Raw genomic sequence first — 17,283 nt, forward strand, 5'->3', positions numbered from 1 at the left:
GAGGCCTTCACGGATCTACGGCGTCGGAGTTGAAGCCGCGCCCTGGCTGGTCGGGGGTGCCGCCGAGGTCGACGGCTTCTGGGACGTCGTGCTCGGGGTCGTCGGCGTTGTGGTCGGCGACTCCGACGAGGTTGTCGGCGGGGTGTTCGACTCCGTCGTGGACGGGGTCGGGGTCGGCGAGTTCTGCGTGTCGTCCGTCGACGTTGCCGGGGTGGTCACCGGGGTCTTGTCCGGCTGACCCGAGCCGCCGCCGAAGATCTTGCCGATGCCTGCGCCCGTGCCGCCCGCCACCTTGCCGCCGGTGGCCGCGTCCACGCTGACCATCGCCAGGATCGCCACCGCGAACGCCACCACGCTGGTGCCGATGATCAACGGCCAGCGCAGTTTGCGCAGCCGGCCCGGTTCGTCCGCCGGCGGCCCCTCCTCGCCGGGCTTCGGCAGCTGCACCGTCGGTTGTTCGGTCAAGGCCACCTCGGCACCGCCCCGGCGGCGGATCCCCGACGTCGCCAGCTGGCGGGCCCTCAGCGCGGCCGCGCGGGTGCGCTGCAACGAGCGCAGGTACACCTCGCCGCCGACCGTGGTGATCACGCTCGCCACGCCCGCGCCGACCACCGTGCCCGCGACGCCGAGGGTCGATCCGAGCAGCGCCGCGGTCACCGCCGCGAGCGCCGCCGCCATCACCTGCGCGATGCGCAAGCCCGACTTTTCTTCCTTCACTTCGGAAGTCGCTGCGTTCTCCTTGCTCATGATCCCGATCCGGTAGTAAGTCTTCTCCCCTGTCCAACGTGTAAGGCGCACGGGAAACTCCCCGCGTTGCCACGGCGTGAGGAGCGCCACGTTGACTGTCTACTATGGACAGTGTAAATCGAACAGTTTCTTGACATACTCGGCACATGGAACTGGTGACGATCTCTGACATCGAGGCCGCCGCGAAGCGCGTCGAGGGTGTCGCCGTGCGCACGCCGCTGTTGCTCCAAACGTGGGATCCCCACAAGTCCCTGTGGCTCAAACCCGAAAGTCTGCAACCGATCGGCGCGTTCAAGGTGCGCGGCGCGTTCAACGCGATCGGCACCCTGGACGACGAGGCGCGCGCCCGCGGTGTCATCGCCTACTCGAGTGGCAACCACGCGCAAGCCGTCGCGTACGCGGCGCAGCGGTTCGGCGTGCCCGCGGTGATCGTCGTGCCGGACAGCGCGCCGCGGATCAAGGTCGAGGCCACCCGTTCCTACGGCGCCGAGGTGATCGAGGTGCCGATCGGCGAGCACGAGGCCAAAGCGCACGAACTGGCCGCCGAACGCGGGCTGACCCTCGTCGCCCCCTTCGACGACGCGGCGGTCATCGCCGGGCAGGGCACGGCGGGCCTGGAGATCGCCGAAGACCTGCCGGACGTCGAGGTCGTGCTGGTGCCGGTGAGCGGCGGCGGGCTGGCCTCCGGCGTCGGCACCGCGATCAAGGCGCGCTGCCCGCGGGCGAAGGTCGTCGGCGTCGAGCCCGCGCTGGCCGGCGACACGGCCGAGGGGCTGCGCCTGGGCCGTCAGGTCGACTGGCCGATGGCCGACCGCGCCCGCACCGTCGCCGACGGCCTGCGCGCACAGCCGTCCGAGCTGACCTTCGCGCACCTCACGAAGGTCGTCGACGCCATGGTCACGGTCACCGAGGACGAGATCCGCGACGCGGTCCGCACGCTGGCGCGGAAGGCCCGCCTGGTGGCCGAGCCCAGCGGCGCGGTGACGACGGCGGCCTACCTGCACCACGCCGGCGAGCTGCCCACCGGCCGCACGGTCGCGATCGTCTCCGGCGGCAACGTCGACCCCGCGCTGTTCGCCGAGATCCTGGCCTGAGCTGCCCGGTCAGTCTCCGGCGGCCGGGGCGGGAGCGCCGCCGCGCACGTGGGTCGGCGGGCCCTCGACCCCGCAGTGGAAGCACTCACCCAGGTGGGGCGACTCGTCCGCCACCGGAGGCGCGGGCGTCGGCGGCTCCAGCACGCCGTTGTGGATGCCCAGCGCGATCAGCCCGCCCGCGACGGCCAGGACCGCGCAGATGATCAACGCCGTCCGCCAGCCCGCCGTCAGCGCCACCGGGTCGGCGTACGCCTCGCCGGTCAGCCCGGCCGCGGCGGGCAGCACCGCCACCGCCAGGAGCCCGCCGGAGCGGGCGATCGCGTTGTTGACGCCGGAGGCGACCCCGGCGTAGCGGTCCGGGGCCGCGGCGAGCACCGTCGCGGTCACCGGGGCCACCACCGTCGCCAGGCCCAGCCCGAACACCGTGACCGCGGGCAGCACGGCGCCGAGGTAGGACGCGCCGGGGGCGATGCGCAGCATCAGCAGCATCCCGATGCCGACCACGATCGGGCCGACCACCAGCTGTGTCCGTGGGCCGATGCGCTGCGCGAGCGCGCCCGACCGGCCCGACAGCAGCAGCATGATCACCGTGAGCGGCAGCCCGGCCAGGCCGGCCGCGGTGGGCGAGTAGCCGAGCGACACCTGCAGCTGCATGACCAGCAGCATCATCACGCCGCCGAGCGCCGCGTACATGGCGAAGGTCAGCGCGTTGGACAGGGTGAACGTCCGGTCGCGGAACAGCGACGGCGGCACCAGCGGTTCCCGCGAGCGGTGCTGGACGAAGACGAACGCCGCGAGCCCGGCAATGCCCAGCACGCCCGCGACCAGCACGATCGGGTCGCCGATGCCGCGGCCGGGCGCTTCCACCAGCGCGCCGGTGATCCCGGCGAGGCCGATCGCGCCGAGCGCGGCGGCCCCGAAGTCCGGGTGCCCGGTCGCCTGCTCGTCGCGTGATTCGGGGACGAACCTCCGGGCCATGAGGACGACGGCGACCGCGATCGGCACGTTGATCAGGAACGCCAGCCGCCACGACCACACCTGCACCAGGACACCGCCGAGCAGCGGCCCGGCGGCGGCCGCGATGCCGCCGAGGCCGGACCAGGCGCCGATCGCGCGGGCGCGCGCGTCGTGCGCGAAGGAGGACTGGAGGATCGCCAGCGACCCGGGGGTCAGGAGCGCGCCGCCGACACCCTGCAGGATGCGCGTCGCGACGAGCATCTCCGTCGACGTCGCGGCGGCACACAGGCCCGACGCGACGCCGAACCAGACGACGCCGATGAGGTACATGCGGCGCCGGCCGTACCGGTCGCCGAGCGAGCCGGCGACCAGGATCAGGGCGGCGAGCGCCAGCATGTAACCGTCGAGGATCCACTGCAGCCCGGCGACGGACGCGCCCAGCTCGGTGCCGATGCGGGGCAGGGCGACGTTGACGATCGTGCCGTCGAGCATCGCCATGCCGGAACCGAGGATGGTCGTCGCGAGCACGCCGCGCGCGGCGTGCGTCCCCCACCGGATCCCGGTGTCTTCGGTGGCTGTCACCAGCACACTCCACCGCGCCCGGAGACCGCCGTCAACCGAGGGGCTACGGCATCAGCGTCGTGACGAACTTGTAGCGGTCCCCCCGGTAGATCGCGCGGGCGAACTCCACCGGCTTACCGTCGGTGGCGAACGAGTGCCGCGTCAGCATCAGCACCGGCATGCCGACGTCCGCCCCGAGCATCTCCGCCTCCTGCGGCCCGGCGAGCGACGTCTCGATCGTCTCCTCCGCGCGTTCGAGTTCCACGCCGTAGTGCTCACGCAGAACGGCGTACAACGATCCGCCCGCCGAGACGTGCTTGCGCAGCCCGCGGAAACGGCCGAGCGGCAGGTGCGTCGTCTCGAGCGCCATCGGCTGGGAATCCGCCAGTCGAAGCCGTCGAAGGCGAAGAATTTTCGCGCCCGTCCGGATTCCGAGCAGTTTCGCCAGATCGCCCTCGACCGGAAGCTCTTCGACTTCCAGGAGCTTGGACGACGGCTTCAGGCCCTGCTTGCGCATGTCCTCGGTGTAGGAGGACAGCTGCAGCCGCTGCGCGAGCTTCGGCTCGGCCGCGAAGGTGCCTTTTCCCTGCACCCGGTGCAGGCGGCCCTCGGCGGTCAGGTCGGCCAGCGCCTGGCGCACGGTGGTGCGGGAGACCGTGAACTCCCCGGCGAGCGCGCGTTCCGTCGGGATCGGCGATCCGGGCGGAAGCACGTCGAGCAGGTCGAGGAGGTGCTGTTTCAGTGCCCAGTACTTGGGCTCGCGCTGCCCGCGCATCCCGGCGACGACGCCCGCCTCGCCCGTGGTGGTGGTCTCCAACATGCCCGACTCCCTATGTCTTCCCTCATAACACGCCACGTCCCCGTAAGAAACGTACCCTTTTCCCCAAACCCGCCGCCCCACTAACATTGGTCTAGACCTGACCGACGCCGCCTGAGTCCGGTACATAATGCCGGAGGTGGAGAGGAAAATGATGACCGAACAACGGCCCGGCGAGCACATGGCCGCGGAGATCGCCCAGCAGCCGGACGTCCTGGCGGGACTGGTCGAGCGTCAGGCGGAAATCGCCGGGGTGGCGGAAAAGATCTCACAACGCCCCCCGCGCTTCGCTTTGCTCGCCGCGCGTGGATCGAGTGACCACGCAGCGTTGTATGCGAAGTACCTGATCGAGGTACTGCTCGGCCTTCCGGCTGGTCTTGTCTCCCCGTCCACGGCGACCCTGTACGGCGCCCGGCCCGATCTGCGGGACGTGCTGTTCGTCACGGTCAGCCAGAGCGGTGGTTCACCTGACCTGATCGAGGTGACCGAAACGGCCCGGCGCCAGGGCGCGCTGACGGTGTCCGTCACCAACACGCCCGACTCGCCGCTGCGCGCGGCGTCGGAGCTCGGCGTCGACATCGGCGCCGGTCTCGAGAAGGCCGTCGCCGCGACCAAGACGTACTCGGCCACGCTGATGGCGCTCTACCTGCTCATCGACGCGGTGCGCGGCGGCAAGGCGGCCGACGCCGAGAAGATCGGCGAACTGGCGCAGCAGACCCTCGACGGCGCCGCCGAGGGTGTCCAGAGCGCGGTCGACCGGTACCGCTTCGTGGACCGCGTTCTCACGACGGGCCGCGGCTACTCCTACGCGTCCGCGCTCGAAGGCTCGCTCAAGCTCGCGGAGACCAGCTACCTGGCCGCCCGCGCGTACAGCGGCGCGGACCTGCTGCACGGCCCGGTCGCGGCGGTGGACGGCGAGACCGCCGTGCTCGCGGTGACCAGCAAGGGGCACGGCGGCCAGGCGATGCACGAGGTCCTCGAGGCCGTCGGCAAGCGCGGCGCTGACGTCCTCGCCGTCGGCTCGGCCGCCTCGGAGGTGCCGGCGTCGCTGCGCATCGACGTCGCGCCGACGGTCGAGGAGCTGGCGCCGATCCTGGAGATCCTGCCGATCCAGCGGATCGCGCTCGGCCTGTCGCTCGCCCGCGGCGGCGACCCGGACAGCCCGCGCGGCCTGCTGAAGGTGACCAAGACCCGGTGAGCTTCGCCATCGGCGTCGACGCCGGCGGTACGTCGACCAGGGCCGCACTGGTCGACGCCGCCGGCGTCGTACTCGGCACCGGGCGCGGCGACGGCGCCAACCCCAACGCCCACGCACCCGAGGTCGCCGCGGGCCGGATCGCCGGCACGATCACCGAGGCACTCGGGGTGCACAACCCCGGCGCCGTGCGCGCCTGCGTCGTCGGCATGGCCGGGGTCAGCAAGCTGAGCGACCCGGCGGTGTCCGCGGTGTTCGAAAGCACGTGGGCGCGGCTCGGGCTCACCACGGTCCGGGTCGTGGCGGACGCCGAAGTGGCGTACGCGTCGGCGACCTCGGCGCCGGACGGGACGGTCCTCGTCGCCGGCACCGGCTCGATCGCGGGCCGGATCCGGAAGCGGCGGCTCGCCGGCACGGCGGGTGGTTACGGCTGGCTGCTCGGTGACGAGGGGTCGGCGTTCTGGCTCGGCCGCGAAGCCGTTCGTTCCACTTTGGAGGCACTCGGGCGCGGCCTGTCACTCGACGGCCTCCCGGCGGCCGTGCTCACCGCCGCGCTCGGACCGTCCGGAGTGGACGTCCGGACCGACGCGCAGCGCCTCGCCGCGTCGCGGGCGCTCATCACGAACGCCAACGCCGAAGCGCCGGTGCGGCTGGCCCGGTTCGCCCCGTTGGTGAGCGCGGCGCACGACGCCGGCGAGCCCGCGGCGGCCGGGATCGTGGCCCGCGCCGCCGAACTTCTGGTCGCGAACGCCCTCGCCGCGCGCGAACCCGGCGAATCGACCCCCGTCGTCCTCGTCGGCTCGGTTTTGACGGGCACCAGCCCGGTCGGCGCGCTCGTGCGGCGCGGGCTGGCCGGTCTCGAGGTGCTGACCAGCTCCGATGGCGTGCTCGGGGCCGCTTGGCTGGCCGCGGTGGACGCTTTCGGCGAAGGGGTGGTTAGACCAGTATTCCCGGGCATCCCCTGAGAAATTGAGCAAAACGCCGTGTGAAACCGCCAAAACGTCGACTGAACCCGGGTAGTCCGGGTAACGTGGGCACCGGCCCCCGGACCCTCCCCCCTCGCCGGGGGCCGCCTTATGTCCCGGGTACGTCGTCCGCCCGGCTTTCGGGGGCCAAGCGCAGCCCGGGATGCTCCGGCGGCAACGCGCGGTAGAGCACCCAGCCACTGACCGCCACGGTCAGCGCGACGAGCGGCCACGACAGCACCGTGCGGGCCACGCCGAGCGCGATCACCTGGCCGGACCACCACAGCAGGCCGTAGACGACCACGCGCAGGACGTACTGGCCGAACACCCACACCCAGCTGGCCCTCGAGTACGCCTTGAGCAGCACCGGGTCACGGCGCCAGCGCGTCTTCTGGCCGAGCACCAGGCCGACCACGACGCCGAGCAGCGGCCAGCGGATCACGATGCTGGCCGCCCAGAGCAGTGCGCTGGCCACATTGGACATCAACTGCAGCAGGAAGAAGTCCTGGGCGCGGCCGGTGTGCAGGGCGATCAGCGCGGCCGCGACGACGGCGGCGAGGCTGACGACCAGCGCGCGGATCTTCCCGCCGCGGGCGAACCGGAAGATGCCGAGCGCGACGGCGACCGCGATGGCGGCGCCGGCACCCCACGCGATGGACTGGCCGGCCGCGAGCCAGCCCACGACGAAGGCGACCGGCGGGATGCTGGCGTCGAGCGCGCCCCGGCGGCCGCCGAGGATCTGCGCGAGCGACTCACGGGGTTGTTCGGACACGTGTCCAGACTGCCGGATCACGCCCTCGACGCCCTGATGGGGGAGAGCTTCGCCACATCGGGTGCCGGATTTACCTCCGAGTGTGCTGTTTCACGGCATGCCGAAGGTGAAGACTGCGTAATACAGAAGCGCAGAAGGCCGACAAGAGAAGACACTGTTACCCCTGGCTGAACCCACGGTGGCTGCAGGCGCGCCGCGGGGGCGCGTCCCGATTCGTTAGTTGGGGTGTACAACTATATGTCGGGGTGTGTCGGCCGCAGGACGGGAAGGGGACCCAACGTGTACGGATTCGACAGCTATGTGGCGATCGGTGACAGCTTCACCGAGGGGCTCAACGACGCGTTGCCGGACGGCTCGTTCCGGGGCTGGGCCGATCGGCTCGCGGAGATCCTGGCGGCCGGTCGGTCCGATTTCCGGTACGCGAACCTGTCCCTGCGGGGCAAGATGCTCGACGAGATCATGGACGAGCAGCTCCCGATCGCCCTGGAACTGAAGCCCGACCTGGTCACGCTCTGCGCCGGCGGCAACGACATCATCGTCCCGGGCGCCGACGTCGAGGCCGTCGTCGAGCGGTTCGAAGAGGGTGTCGCGAAGCTGCGCGAGGCCGGGATCCCGGTGCTGATCTTCAACGGCCCCGACACCAAGGTCCTGTCCGTGATGTCGGTGCTGCGCGGCAAGGTGGCGATCTACAACACGCACCTGTGGGCCATCGCGGAGCGCTACGGAGCGCGCATGGTCGACCTCTGGACGATGGGCCCGCTGCACGACCGCCGAGCCTGGAGCGACGACCGCCTCCACTTCTCCCCGGAGGCCCACCGCCGCATCGCCATGAAGTCGGCGGAGGTCCTGGGCATCCCGCTGGAGGGCGACTGGCGCGAGCCGTGGCCCGACGAGGCTGTGCCCAGCCGCTGGATCGACTCGCGCCGCTCGGACCTGGCGTGGACGAAGGTGCACCTGCTGCCCTGGATCCGCCGCCAGCTGCGAGGCCAGTCGATGGGCGACGGCCTGTCGCCGAAGCGGCCGCAGCTTTCGCCGCTGGTGCCGCTCGAGGTGCTCGAGGTCGCGGAGAACACGCCGCATCAGCAGCAGCAGCAGGCGAGCTGAGTTTCCTTCTTTGGCTGCGGGCTCCTCGGCTCGCGGCTTCCTGGCCCACGGCTTCTTGGCTGCGGGCGCCGCTTGCGGACCTCTTGGCTCGCGGCTTCCTGCCTTCTCAGCTTCACGACTGCGAGCTTCTCGGCTCGCGGCTTCTCGCTGCGGGCCCGACTCCTGGCCCTCTCGGCTCTCGGCCCTCTCGGCCCTCGGCTCGGCTCGGCTCGGCTCGGCTCGGCTCGGCTCGGCTCGGCTCGGCTCGGCTCGGCTCGGCTCGGCTCGGCTCGGCTCGGCTCGGACCCACCGAGATTCGTCCTGACTGCGAACGTCAAGTCCTCCCGCGCCACATAACGGCTGAAGACCGGCCCTGAGCCCTGCCGAACACCCGATCCCGGGCGCAAGAGCCACGAAAACTCACCCGAACCGCGAACATCCACCCGAAGACTCACCCGCACCGCGAACACCCGCCGCCGAAGACGCACCCCCTGCGAACACCGCCCCTGGTGACCCAACAGACATACCCCGCCACTCCCAAGGGGGGCCGCCCGTCTCCAGCGTAGCGGCAGGATCCGACGGAAAGTGGTCAAGCGATCACCGCTCCGCCAGTTGTCCACAAGTCGACTCGGCTGGGGACAACTTGTGGACTGATGGGTCTCCCGGGTCGCCAACCAGCGTGCCCCGGCTTACAGTCGCTTCATGTCCGGTGGGCGTGGCTGGATCCGGCTGATCCCGATCGCGGTGCTGGTCACGGCACTGCTGGCGGGGGTCGTGACCTGGGCGCAGTCCGGGAGCATCCAGCGCGACCTCGCCGCCGACGCGCAGGCCGCGCTCGCCGCCGCGGGGCTGCCCCCAGGCCAGGTCAGCTTCGACGGCCGGGATGCCACCCTCAGCGGCTTCCCGCCCGACAAGGCACTGAAAGCCCTCGAAGTCGTCCAGAACGTCGACGGCGTGCGGGCCGCGCAGATCTCCGGTGACGTCATCCCCGTGGCCCCCAGCCCCAGTCAGACAACACCACGGCCGACGACCACACCCAGCACTCCGAGCCCGCCGCCGACCACCACCACGACCGCGCCGCCGCCCACCGACAAGGCCGGCGTGCAGGCCGAGATCGACCGGATGCTCGCCGAGGCGCCCATCAGCTTCGTGCCGGACACCGCGCGGCTCACCCCGGAAGGCGAGCAGGCCGCGCGGGACGTCGGGATCGCGCTCGCCAAGTCGCCGTCCGCCTTCCGGTACCGCGTCACCGGGCACGTCGCGCGTGGCCCCGGCGGCGAGAGCGCCGCGCTGAAACTCTCCCGGGACCGCGCCAGGGCCGTCGCGCGGATCCTCACGTCCAACGGGCTGACGGCCGGGCGCGTGACGTCGCGCGGGCTGGGTGACACCCGGCCCGCGACCGGCGGCGAAGACCGGCGCGTCGAAATCACCGTCGTCTGAAGGGGTGAGCGAGCATGGTGTGGCTGTTCGGGCAGATCTGGCTGTGGCTGATCGTCGCCTTCGCCCTCGGCGCGCTCTCCTCGTGGCTCGTCCTGCGGACGACGCGGACGGCGCAGCGCCCCCAGCCCACCCGGCAAGAACCCGAATACGCATACGAACCCGAGCCCTACCACGAAGCCGAGCAAACCCAGTTCATCCCGGCCACGACCTTCCAGCCGACCGAAGAGTCCCGCTACGACGACGACACCCCCGAACCCGCCGGCCACCGCGAAGGGCACCTCCCGCTGCCGCCGCAACGCGGGCCGCAGGCCGAGGACTGGCCGGTCGAGGAGGAACCGGCCTGGCCCGAAGCGGACGACCTGCCCGACGCCACCCACCAGTGGCCGCAGGCCCCGCACCAGCCTGGGCGCGGTGGCTGACACCCATCCTGGTAAATTCGGCTACGCACTGTGAGCGAGGCTGAGGAGGGGTGGCGTGGCGCTCCCCCATTGGACGCCCCAGCAGGTTCTGCCGCCGGGCCGCCACGCCTGCGACCTCGCCGACGTCTACGAGCGCCTGGTCTTCGACGCCCCGCACCAGAACGACCGCGAGATCCTGTTCAGTGCGCTCAACAGCTACCTCGGCGTCGCGCGCCGGATCATGCCGTCCGGGCGGGCGTGGATCGGCGGCGAGCTCGTCACCCGCACCGCGCACCCGCCGCGCGGCCTCGACGTCGTCCTCATCCCGGACGAGTGGGGTGCGCTGAAGCGGCTCGACGACGAGGGCCGCTCGGCGCTCTACGGCCTGCTCACCCTGCGCGGCGTGATCGTCGGGCAGCCCGCGATGTACCTCGACCAGGTGCAGCCGGTCGGCGGCATGCTGGACGGCTTCCTCTGCCGCCCCGGCGACGAGGACACCTGGGCCGAGGTCTGGGCCGAAGGCGGCAAGGGCTACCCGGAGATGATCTGGTGAGGAACGAGTTCCGGCGCATCGCCGACGAGATCCCCGGCGGCACCTGGCTGGACGACCTGGCGCGCGCGTCGGCGATGGCGGCGAACGCCAAGTTCGAGCGGACGTCCCGCTCGCCGCTGCTGCACGTCTCGGTGATCGGCGAGCAGCACATCGACGCCTACACCTTCTCCGACATCAGCCGGGCGCTGCAGGACGCGACGGCGAAGATCGGGCACATCATCCGGAACCCGTCGGGCGAGGTCACCATCGTCCAGCAGGCCGACCGGGACAAGGCGCCGCTGATCCAGCGCGGCCAGGCGGGCAACGCGATCTTCTTCGGCTTCCCCGAGCTCGACGTCGCCGACGACGCGCTGATCGTGGACGGCATCGAAACGCTGTCCGAGCGGGCCGTGAAGGAGCTGTGCGACTTCCTGCCGGCCAACGGCTCGGACGACGGCGCGCTCGACGCCGTGCTGCTGCAGCGCGACACCGTCCGCAACGCCGTCAGCGACATCGTCAACGCCGTCGCGAAGAACGCCGGCATCGGGATGGCCCTGACGCCGACCGCGGGCGAGCAGGTCACCCGCAGCATGACCACCGAGCAGGCGCGGATCCTGCAGGGCAGCCTCCGGGAGTCGCGGGAGGCCGTCGGCTACGAGACGGTGCGCGGGCGGCTCGACGGCGTGCGCACCCGGCGCCGGATCTTCTACCTCGACCGCGAGTCGGGCGGGACCATCCAGGGCGCGGTGGCCGAGGACCTGCTGGACCAGATCAAGGAGAACCTCGACCACCCGGTGACCGCGCGGCTGCGGGTCGTGCGGACCACCACGATCGACGGCCGGCGCGGCCGTCCGGTGTTCGAGCTCCTCGAAATCACTCCCGAAGTGAGTCTTTTCGACTGAGAAGTCCGATATACGGGGTTCGCACTGCGCACCCGACCCGCCACTCGTCGTAGGCCTCACGGCGGTGTCGGGATGTCCGTACGGTATTTACGATACCGGCCGTGAGGTCGCGATAGTCCGCGTCGAACAGTGGGAGCTCCGATATTCTCCCCATTGATCACCTGGCCACACCCTGCGCGCGTTGTCAGGAAATACCGATACCTGACGCGAAATGGTGGGACAATGACTTTTTCCAGAATGTAACAATTTCGTTCTGGCGGACACTTATGGGTTAACGTCGTCGCACTCCCACCCGAAGGGGCACGCATGATGACCGACCCGCAGTACCCGCCGACCACCGCGCGCCACGGCAGCAGGCCGGCGCCGCCGGTGACGGCCACGGAGCGTCGTCAAGCGAACGCGAGACCCGCACGGAACATCCTGGCGATCGTCGGCCTGCTGCTCGGGACAGCTGCCCTGATCATCGCTTTTGTCCCGGACATCGGGTTCGTCGCGTGGCCCCTGGGCGGGATCGGGCTGGTCCTGGGCGTCATCGGGCTGGTCCAGGTCAAGAAGGGCACCGTGGGCGACCGCGGGCTGGCGATCACCGCCACCGCCGTCTCGGTCGTGGCGCTGCTCGCGACCGCCGGGATGCTGCTCTACTCGACGTTCCTGGGCGGCGGCGCCTCCGGCCTGCACATGCCCGCGGCGGGCGGGGACAAGCACACCGTGGTCTTCGAGGTGACCTCCGCCGGCGGCGCGACCGTGCGCTACGGCAGCCTCAGCGACCAGCGCACGGAAAACGCGCCCGCGAGCACCGACGCCTGGCGCGGCCAGGCCTCTTACAACAATGGTTCCTATTTGCTGACGCTCACCGCGGACACCCGCAATTCGCAAACCTACAACGATATCGCGTGTTCCATTTCCGTCGACGGCAAGAAGGTCGCGGAGAACAGCGGGACGACGATCGCGCTCTGCACGGCGAACGTGGGCTGAGCCTGGCGACCGGCCGGCCTACCCCCATCTCGGCCGGCCGGCCCGCCACGAGCCGCTCACGGCGGCTCCCGCCCCGGCCGGGGTTTCCCCCGCGGGGCCTGGCGCCGGCGGCAGAGCCTGCCCCCTCCCCGAGGGCTCCGCCGGCACCGCCGAACCTACGCGGACGGCGGAGGCGGGCACTAAGAATCCACTAAGGATTGTCCGGCTCGACGCGGGCCGTGACCCATTCGCAACAAGCGAACTTCCCCACAAATGTGGATCACCGCCGCTGACCTGTCGAAACGCGGCGGACGCGCCCATTCATCACTGCAGTTCGGCGAGTTCGCCGCGCACTTCCCCGACGAGCTTGGGGTGCACCCGCTCGTAAATGCGGACGGACATCGCGAGCTGTTCCCGCGCGCCGTCCACGTCGCCTTTCGCCCGTAAAACGCGCCCGAGGGTCAGCCGCAACGCGCCTTCGCGCGTGACGAACTCGCGACCGACGGCGAGCTCGATCGCCTCCCAGGCGTAGCGCTCGGCCGCGAGCTGGTCACCGGCCAGGAGGCTCAGCTCGGCCAGGGTGCCGAGCGAGCCGGCGACCCGGTCGTCGTGGCCCAGTTCGCGGTCGATCCGCAGCGCGGCGAGCTGGTGGCCGAGCGCGTCGGGGAACCGGTCCGCCCGCTTCTCCGCCTCCGCGCAGCTGCTGAGCGCCTGCCCGAGCAGCACGGTGTCGCCGCCGGCCGCCGCGACGGCTTGGCGCAGCCGCTCGACGGCCTTCTCGTGGTCGCCGAGGCGGCTCAGCGCACGGCCGAGCTGAAGGTCGGCCGCGGTGGCGAGCCGGCTGTCCCCGAGCCCGGCGGCCAGCTCCCGCGCCCGCTCGGCGTCGGCGAGACCGGCTCCCGGCAGCTCGAAGGTCAGCGCGATCTCGGTGCGCGCGAGCCGCAGCCAGCACTGCCCGGCGACGTCGCCGGCGGCCTCCGCGGCGGCGACGCCGAGGTCGGCCATCCGCGTCCACTCGTCGAGCAGCGGGCTCGCGACGCGGTAGGTGTGGCCGAGCAGGGCCAGCTGCCAGACGTCGTCGTGGCGGCCCGCGGCGTACGCGGCGTCGAGCACCGCCAGCAGGTTCGGCCACTCGGCCGCGAACCACGCCTGCGCCTCGGCGAAGCCCGGCAGCGGCGGCAGCACGTCGTCGGTGAGCACGCCGGAGAAGTCGAGCCGGTCGGCGACGCGGGCGAGCCGGCGCCGCGCCCGGTCGGTCACCGCCTGGTAGTAGCGGATCGTCCCGCCGAGCGTCGCTTCGCGTTCCTTCTCGTCGAGCCCCTGCTCGGCCAATTCGCGCAGGTAGAGCCAGACGAGGTCGTGCGGGACGAAGGCGTCGCGGGCGGTCTCTTCGATGAGGTTGTGCGCGGCCAGCGCGCGCAGCCGGCGGCGGGCCTCGGCCACCGGGATCTGCGCGACGGCGGCCATCAGGTGCGGCCCGACCATCACCCCGGGCACCCCGCCCAGCTGCAGGAACGTCTCGGCGATCTCGTCCGGCAGGCCGCGGAAGGAGACGTCGAACGCCGCGCGCACGCCGTCGTCGGCGCCGTCGACCTGCAGCCCGGCCAGCCGCGTGCGCTCGTTGCCGAGCTCGTCGACGAGCTCCTCCGCGGTGCGCTGCGGGCTCGCCGACAACCGGGCCCCGGCGATCCGCAGCGCGAGCGGGAGGTAGCCGCACAGCCGCGCGAGCGTGTGGTTGTGGCCCGCCGGCCCGGCCAGCTCCTCGATCAGCCGGACGGCGTCGCCGGGGGCGAGCGTGCCGAGCACGCGCTGCTTGGCCACGTTCGACACCGCGAGCCCGTCGAGGCGCGAGCGGCTGGTCACCACCGTCATCGTGCGCGCGCTCGGCGGCAGCAGCGGACGTACCTGCTCGGCGGTGCGGGCGTCGTCGAGCAGCACCAGCATCCGGCGCCCGGCGATCAGCGAGCGGTACAGCGCGACGCGCTCGTGCAGCAGCTCCGGGATCTTCGCGGTCTCGACACCCAGGCCGAGCAGGAACTGCGTGAGCAGCTCGGCCGGCTCCAGCGGCGGGTGGTGCGGGTCGAAGCCGCGCAGCGAGGCGAACAGCACGCCGTCCGGGAACCGGGGCGCCACGCGGTGGGCCCACCAGACGACCAGCGTGCTCTTGCCGACCCCGGCGGTGCCGGTGACCACGGCGATCGTGGTCTCGCCGGCTTCGGCGCGGGTGACCAGCGCGTCGAGCCAGGCCAGCTCGTCGGTGCGCCCGGCGAGGCTCGGCACCGCGGCGGGCAGCTGGGAGATCGCCTTCGCGTGCTCTTCGACCGGCGCCGCCAGGTCGTCGTGGAGGATCCGCTCGTGGAGCCAGCGGAGCTCGGCGCCGGGTTCGACACCCAGGGTGTTGACGGTGGCGCGGGAGACGGTCCGGTACAGCTCGAGCGCGTCCCCGCGGCGCCCGGCGTGGTACAGCGCCCGCATGAGCCGGCCGGCGGTGCGCTCCTCCAGGGGATCGGCGATCGGGCTGAGCTCGACGATCACCTCGGCGTGCCGGCCGAGGTTCAGGTCCGCGTCGACGCGGGCGCCGTGCACGGCCCGGCGCAGCTCCGCCAGCTCGGGCGCCCGGACGGACTCGGGCACCCCGCCCAGCACCGGCCCCTGCCACAGCGCGAGTGCTTCGGCCAGCAGCGCGGCCGCGGCCTCGGGACTGGCCACGGACGCGCGCTCGAGGAGGGCCCGCGCCCGGTGGACGTCGATCCGGCCGGGCTCGACCACCAGCCGGTAGCCCGGCGGTGTGGTGAGGATGTTCGCGTCCCCTCGGAGTTCGCGCAGCACCCGGCGCAGGTGGGACACGTTGCCGTGGACGATGGTCCGGGCGGTCGCGGGTGGGTCGTGCCCCCAGAGCGCGTCGATGATGTCGTCGAGCGCGACGACCTTGCCGGGCTGCAGGGCGAGGAGCGCGACCAGGCCGCGGACGCCAGGCCCGCCGATGGGGACGGGGACGTCGTCGGCGAAGAGCTGGACGGGCCCGAGCAGCTGGAAGCGGATTTCGGCCATGCTCGCGCCCACCTCCCCGGGGTTCACGGTGAACTTACCGTGATCGCCACCTGACGAATACCACCCGGTCGTGCACGTCGCAGGCCCTTCACCAGGAAGTTCGTGGCTCTGCGGATTCCGCAGCGGGGGCGAGACACCCGTGCGACTTCCCGCGGACATGACACGACCCCGCACCATCGGTCCCGATCCGCTGGTGCGGGGTCGTGCGTGGAACTCCGGCCGGGCCGCCAGGGGGCGCGGTCCGCCCGCCGTCGCCGTGAGCGACCGGGCTGGGTGGGCTCACCCCGAGCGAAGCACCCGCCGGTCGTCCGCGAAGACGTCTGTCGCGCGGGCCACACGCCCGCGCGGTGGCGACACGGTAACAAAGCGCACCGGATCAGTCACCGGCGGGTTGCCGCCGGTTCGCCGTGCCGGCCCCGAAAAGCCGACAGACACACCAAAGCGGCCAACACACAAGCCAGTGTGTTGGCCGCTCGGAGGGGCGAGTCAGCGCGAGATCGGTGTTGCGTCGCGGCCCGCGATGAAGGCCGGGCGCGGTGCGCTCGCGGCGTACGGCTCGTTCAGGGCGTTCTCCACGCTGTTGAACACCAGGAAGATGTTCGAGCGCGGGTACGGGGTGATGTTGTTCCCCGAGCCGTGCATGACGTTCGAGTCGAACCACAGGGCCGACCCGGCCTGCCCGGTGAACTGGTCGATGCCGTGCTCGGCCGCCATCTTCGTGATGTCGTCCTCGTTCGGCACGCCCACCCGCTGGTCCTTGAGGGAGCTCTTGTAGTTGCCCTCCGGCGTCTCACCGGCGCACTGGACGAACGTCCGGTGCGAGCCCGGCATGATCATCAGGCCGCCGTTGAACGGGTAGTTGTCCGTCAGCGCGATGGAGCAGCTGACCGCGCGCGGGGACGGCATGCCGTCCTCCGCGTGCCAGGTTTCGAAGTCCGAGTGCCAGTAGAACCCGCTGCCCTTGAACCCGGGCATGTAGTTCACCCGGCTCTGGTGGACGTAGACGTCGGAGCCGAGCAGCTGACGCGCCCGGTCGAGCACGCGCGGGTCGCGCACCAGCTCCGAGATCAGGTCCGAGAGCACGTGGACGTCGAAGATCGACCGGACCTCGCCGGTCCGCGCCTCGGTGATCACGCGCTCGTCCCGGGCCAGCTCGCGGTCCGCGGACAGCCGCACCAGCTCCTGCCAGTACGCCTGGACCTCGCCGACCGACAGCAGGTCGTCGACCACGGTGTAGCCGCGGGCCTCGTGGTTCGCCAGCGTTGCGGCGTCGATCGGACCGTCGGTCTCCGTACCCCACACCGTGGGGTGCACGCGCGGAAGGTGTTCCGGCGTACCGGTGATCCGGGTCGGGTAGCGGTCGTCGACCCGGGTGTCCGTCAGCGTCACGGGCTTCGCCTCCTGTGTCCTCTCCGGTTCTGCTTACGATTCCTCGGTGATCAGCGGGTAGACGCCGTTCTCGTCGTGCACCTCGCGGCCGGTCACCGGGGGGTTGAACACGCACACGCACTTGATCTCGGTGCGCGGTCGGACCTGGTGCTTGTCGTGGTCGTTGAGCAGGTACAGCGTGCCGGGCTTGAGCTCGTACACCTTGCCGGTGGCGAGGTCCTCGATCTCACCCTCGCCCGAGGTGATGAACACGGCCTCGATGTGGTTCGCGTACCAGAAGTCGTTGACGGTCCCGGCGTAGAGCGTGGTCTCGTGCACAGAGAAGCCGACACCCTCCTTCGCCAGGATGATGCGCTTGCTGCGCCAGTTCTCGGTCTTGATGTCGGCGTCGGTGTCGGTCACCTCGTCGAGCGTGCGAACGAGCAC

At 71.6% G+C, this 17,283-nt stretch carries 16 protein-coding genes; 9 read left to right on the forward strand and 7 right to left on the reverse strand.

Translation table 11 applies throughout. The features are described 5' to 3' along the window. Positions 1-15: 15 nt before the first annotated feature. Positions 16-747 (reverse strand): hypothetical protein, encoded by a 732-nt coding sequence (locus tag ACGFMK_RS02105; protein ID WP_392757039.1) that lies wholly within the window; start codon positions 745-747, stop codon positions 16-18. A 146-nt stretch (positions 748-893) separates the two neighbouring features. Between ACGFMK_RS02105 and ACGFMK_RS02110 the strand changes: the two genes are divergently transcribed. After that, positions 894-1,841 (forward strand): threonine/serine dehydratase, encoded by a 948-nt coding sequence (locus tag ACGFMK_RS02110; protein ID WP_392757042.1) that lies wholly within the window; start codon positions 894-896, stop codon positions 1,839-1,841. 9 nt (positions 1,842-1,850) lie between these two features. Here the strand turns inward: ACGFMK_RS02110 and ACGFMK_RS02115 are convergent, their stop codons facing one another. After that, positions 1,851-3,380 carry an MFS transporter gene (locus ACGFMK_RS02115; RefSeq protein ID WP_392757045.1) on the reverse strand — a complete coding sequence of 510 codons (1,530 nt, stop codon included), beginning with the start codon at positions 3,378-3,380 and terminating at the stop codon, positions 1,851-1,853. 43 nt (positions 3,381-3,423) lie between these two features. Beyond that, on the reverse strand, positions 3,424-4,179 hold the full coding sequence (locus ACGFMK_RS02120) for a GntR family transcriptional regulator (protein ID WP_392757052.1): 756 nt from the start codon (positions 4,177-4,179) through the stop codon (positions 3,424-3,426). A 148-nt stretch (positions 4,180-4,327) separates the two neighbouring features. Between ACGFMK_RS02120 and ACGFMK_RS02125 the strand changes: the two genes are divergently transcribed. Together ACGFMK_RS02125 and ACGFMK_RS02130 are read left to right on the forward strand one after the other, a co-directional pair. Then, complete coding sequence (locus tag ACGFMK_RS02125) at positions 4,328-5,374, forward strand: SIS domain-containing protein (protein ID WP_392757057.1); 1,047 nt, start codon at positions 4,328-4,330, stop codon at positions 5,372-5,374. After that, the gene (locus ACGFMK_RS02130; protein WP_392757060.1) at positions 5,371-6,336 is read left to right on the forward strand and encodes an N-acetylglucosamine kinase; all 966 of its coding nucleotides are present in this window, start codon (positions 5,371-5,373) and stop codon (positions 6,334-6,336) included. Before ACGFMK_RS02125 ends, ACGFMK_RS02130 begins: the two co-directional genes overlap by 4 nt. 109 nt (positions 6,337-6,445) lie before the next feature. Here ACGFMK_RS02130 and ACGFMK_RS02135 read toward each other — a convergent pair whose 3' ends face one another. Beyond that, positions 6,446-7,108 (reverse strand): DUF3159 domain-containing protein, encoded by a 663-nt coding sequence (locus tag ACGFMK_RS02135; protein WP_392757063.1) that lies wholly within the window; start codon positions 7,106-7,108, stop codon positions 6,446-6,448. Between the two features lie 279 nt (positions 7,109-7,387). On the opposite strand from ACGFMK_RS02135, the gene ACGFMK_RS02140 reads away from it, so the two are divergent. From ACGFMK_RS02140 to ACGFMK_RS02165, 6 genes are all read left to right on the forward strand, one after another. Next, positions 7,388-8,212, forward strand: coding sequence for an SGNH/GDSL hydrolase family protein (locus ACGFMK_RS02140; RefSeq protein WP_392757067.1), 825 nt, complete (start codon positions 7,388-7,390; stop codon positions 8,210-8,212). A 681-nt stretch (positions 8,213-8,893) separates the two neighbouring features. After that, complete coding sequence (locus ACGFMK_RS02145; RefSeq protein ID WP_392757069.1) at positions 8,894-9,631, forward strand: OmpA family protein; 738 nt, start codon at positions 8,894-8,896, stop codon at positions 9,629-9,631. A 14-nt stretch (positions 9,632-9,645) separates the two neighbouring features. Beyond that, positions 9,646-10,050 (forward strand): hypothetical protein, encoded by a 405-nt coding sequence (locus tag ACGFMK_RS02150; RefSeq protein WP_392757072.1) that lies wholly within the window; start codon positions 9,646-9,648, stop codon positions 10,048-10,050. Between the two features lie 55 nt (positions 10,051-10,105). Further along, positions 10,106-10,582, forward strand: a complete 477-nt coding sequence (locus tag ACGFMK_RS02155; protein ID WP_323324303.1) for a DUF6932 family protein — start codon at positions 10,106-10,108, stop codon at positions 10,580-10,582. Next, positions 10,579-11,463: a hypothetical protein gene (locus tag ACGFMK_RS02160; protein WP_392757075.1), complete on the forward strand. Its 885-nt coding sequence runs from the start codon at positions 10,579-10,581 to the stop codon at positions 11,461-11,463. The genes ACGFMK_RS02155 and ACGFMK_RS02160 overlap by 4 nt, the downstream gene beginning before the upstream one ends. A gap of 306 nt (positions 11,464-11,769) precedes the next feature. Continuing rightward, entirely contained in the window at positions 11,770-12,438 is a 669-nt protein-coding gene (locus tag ACGFMK_RS02165; RefSeq protein WP_392757078.1) for a DUF4190 domain-containing protein, read from the forward strand. Positions 12,439-12,741: 303 nt separating this feature from the next. Here ACGFMK_RS02165 and ACGFMK_RS02170 read toward each other — a convergent pair whose 3' ends face one another. The 3 genes from ACGFMK_RS02170 to ACGFMK_RS02180 form a co-directional block, all read right to left on the reverse strand. Next, positions 12,742-15,468, reverse strand: coding sequence for a BTAD domain-containing putative transcriptional regulator (locus ACGFMK_RS02170; protein ID WP_392757081.1), 2,727 nt, complete (start codon positions 15,466-15,468; stop codon positions 12,742-12,744). A 486-nt stretch (positions 15,469-15,954) separates the two neighbouring features. Beyond that, positions 15,955-16,857 carry an ectoine hydroxylase gene (thpD, locus tag ACGFMK_RS02175; protein ID WP_392757083.1) on the reverse strand — a complete coding sequence of 301 codons (903 nt, stop codon included), beginning with the start codon at positions 16,855-16,857 and terminating at the stop codon, positions 15,955-15,957. Between the two features lie 33 nt (positions 16,858-16,890). After that, on the reverse strand, positions 16,891-17,283 hold the full coding sequence (locus tag ACGFMK_RS02180) for an ectoine synthase (RefSeq protein ID WP_392757086.1): 393 nt from the start codon (positions 17,281-17,283) through the stop codon (positions 16,891-16,893).

It is taken from the genome of Amycolatopsis sp. NPDC049252 (genome assembly GCF_043197175.1).
Taxonomy (GTDB): domain Bacteria; phylum Actinomycetota; class Actinomycetes; order Mycobacteriales; family Pseudonocardiaceae; genus Amycolatopsis.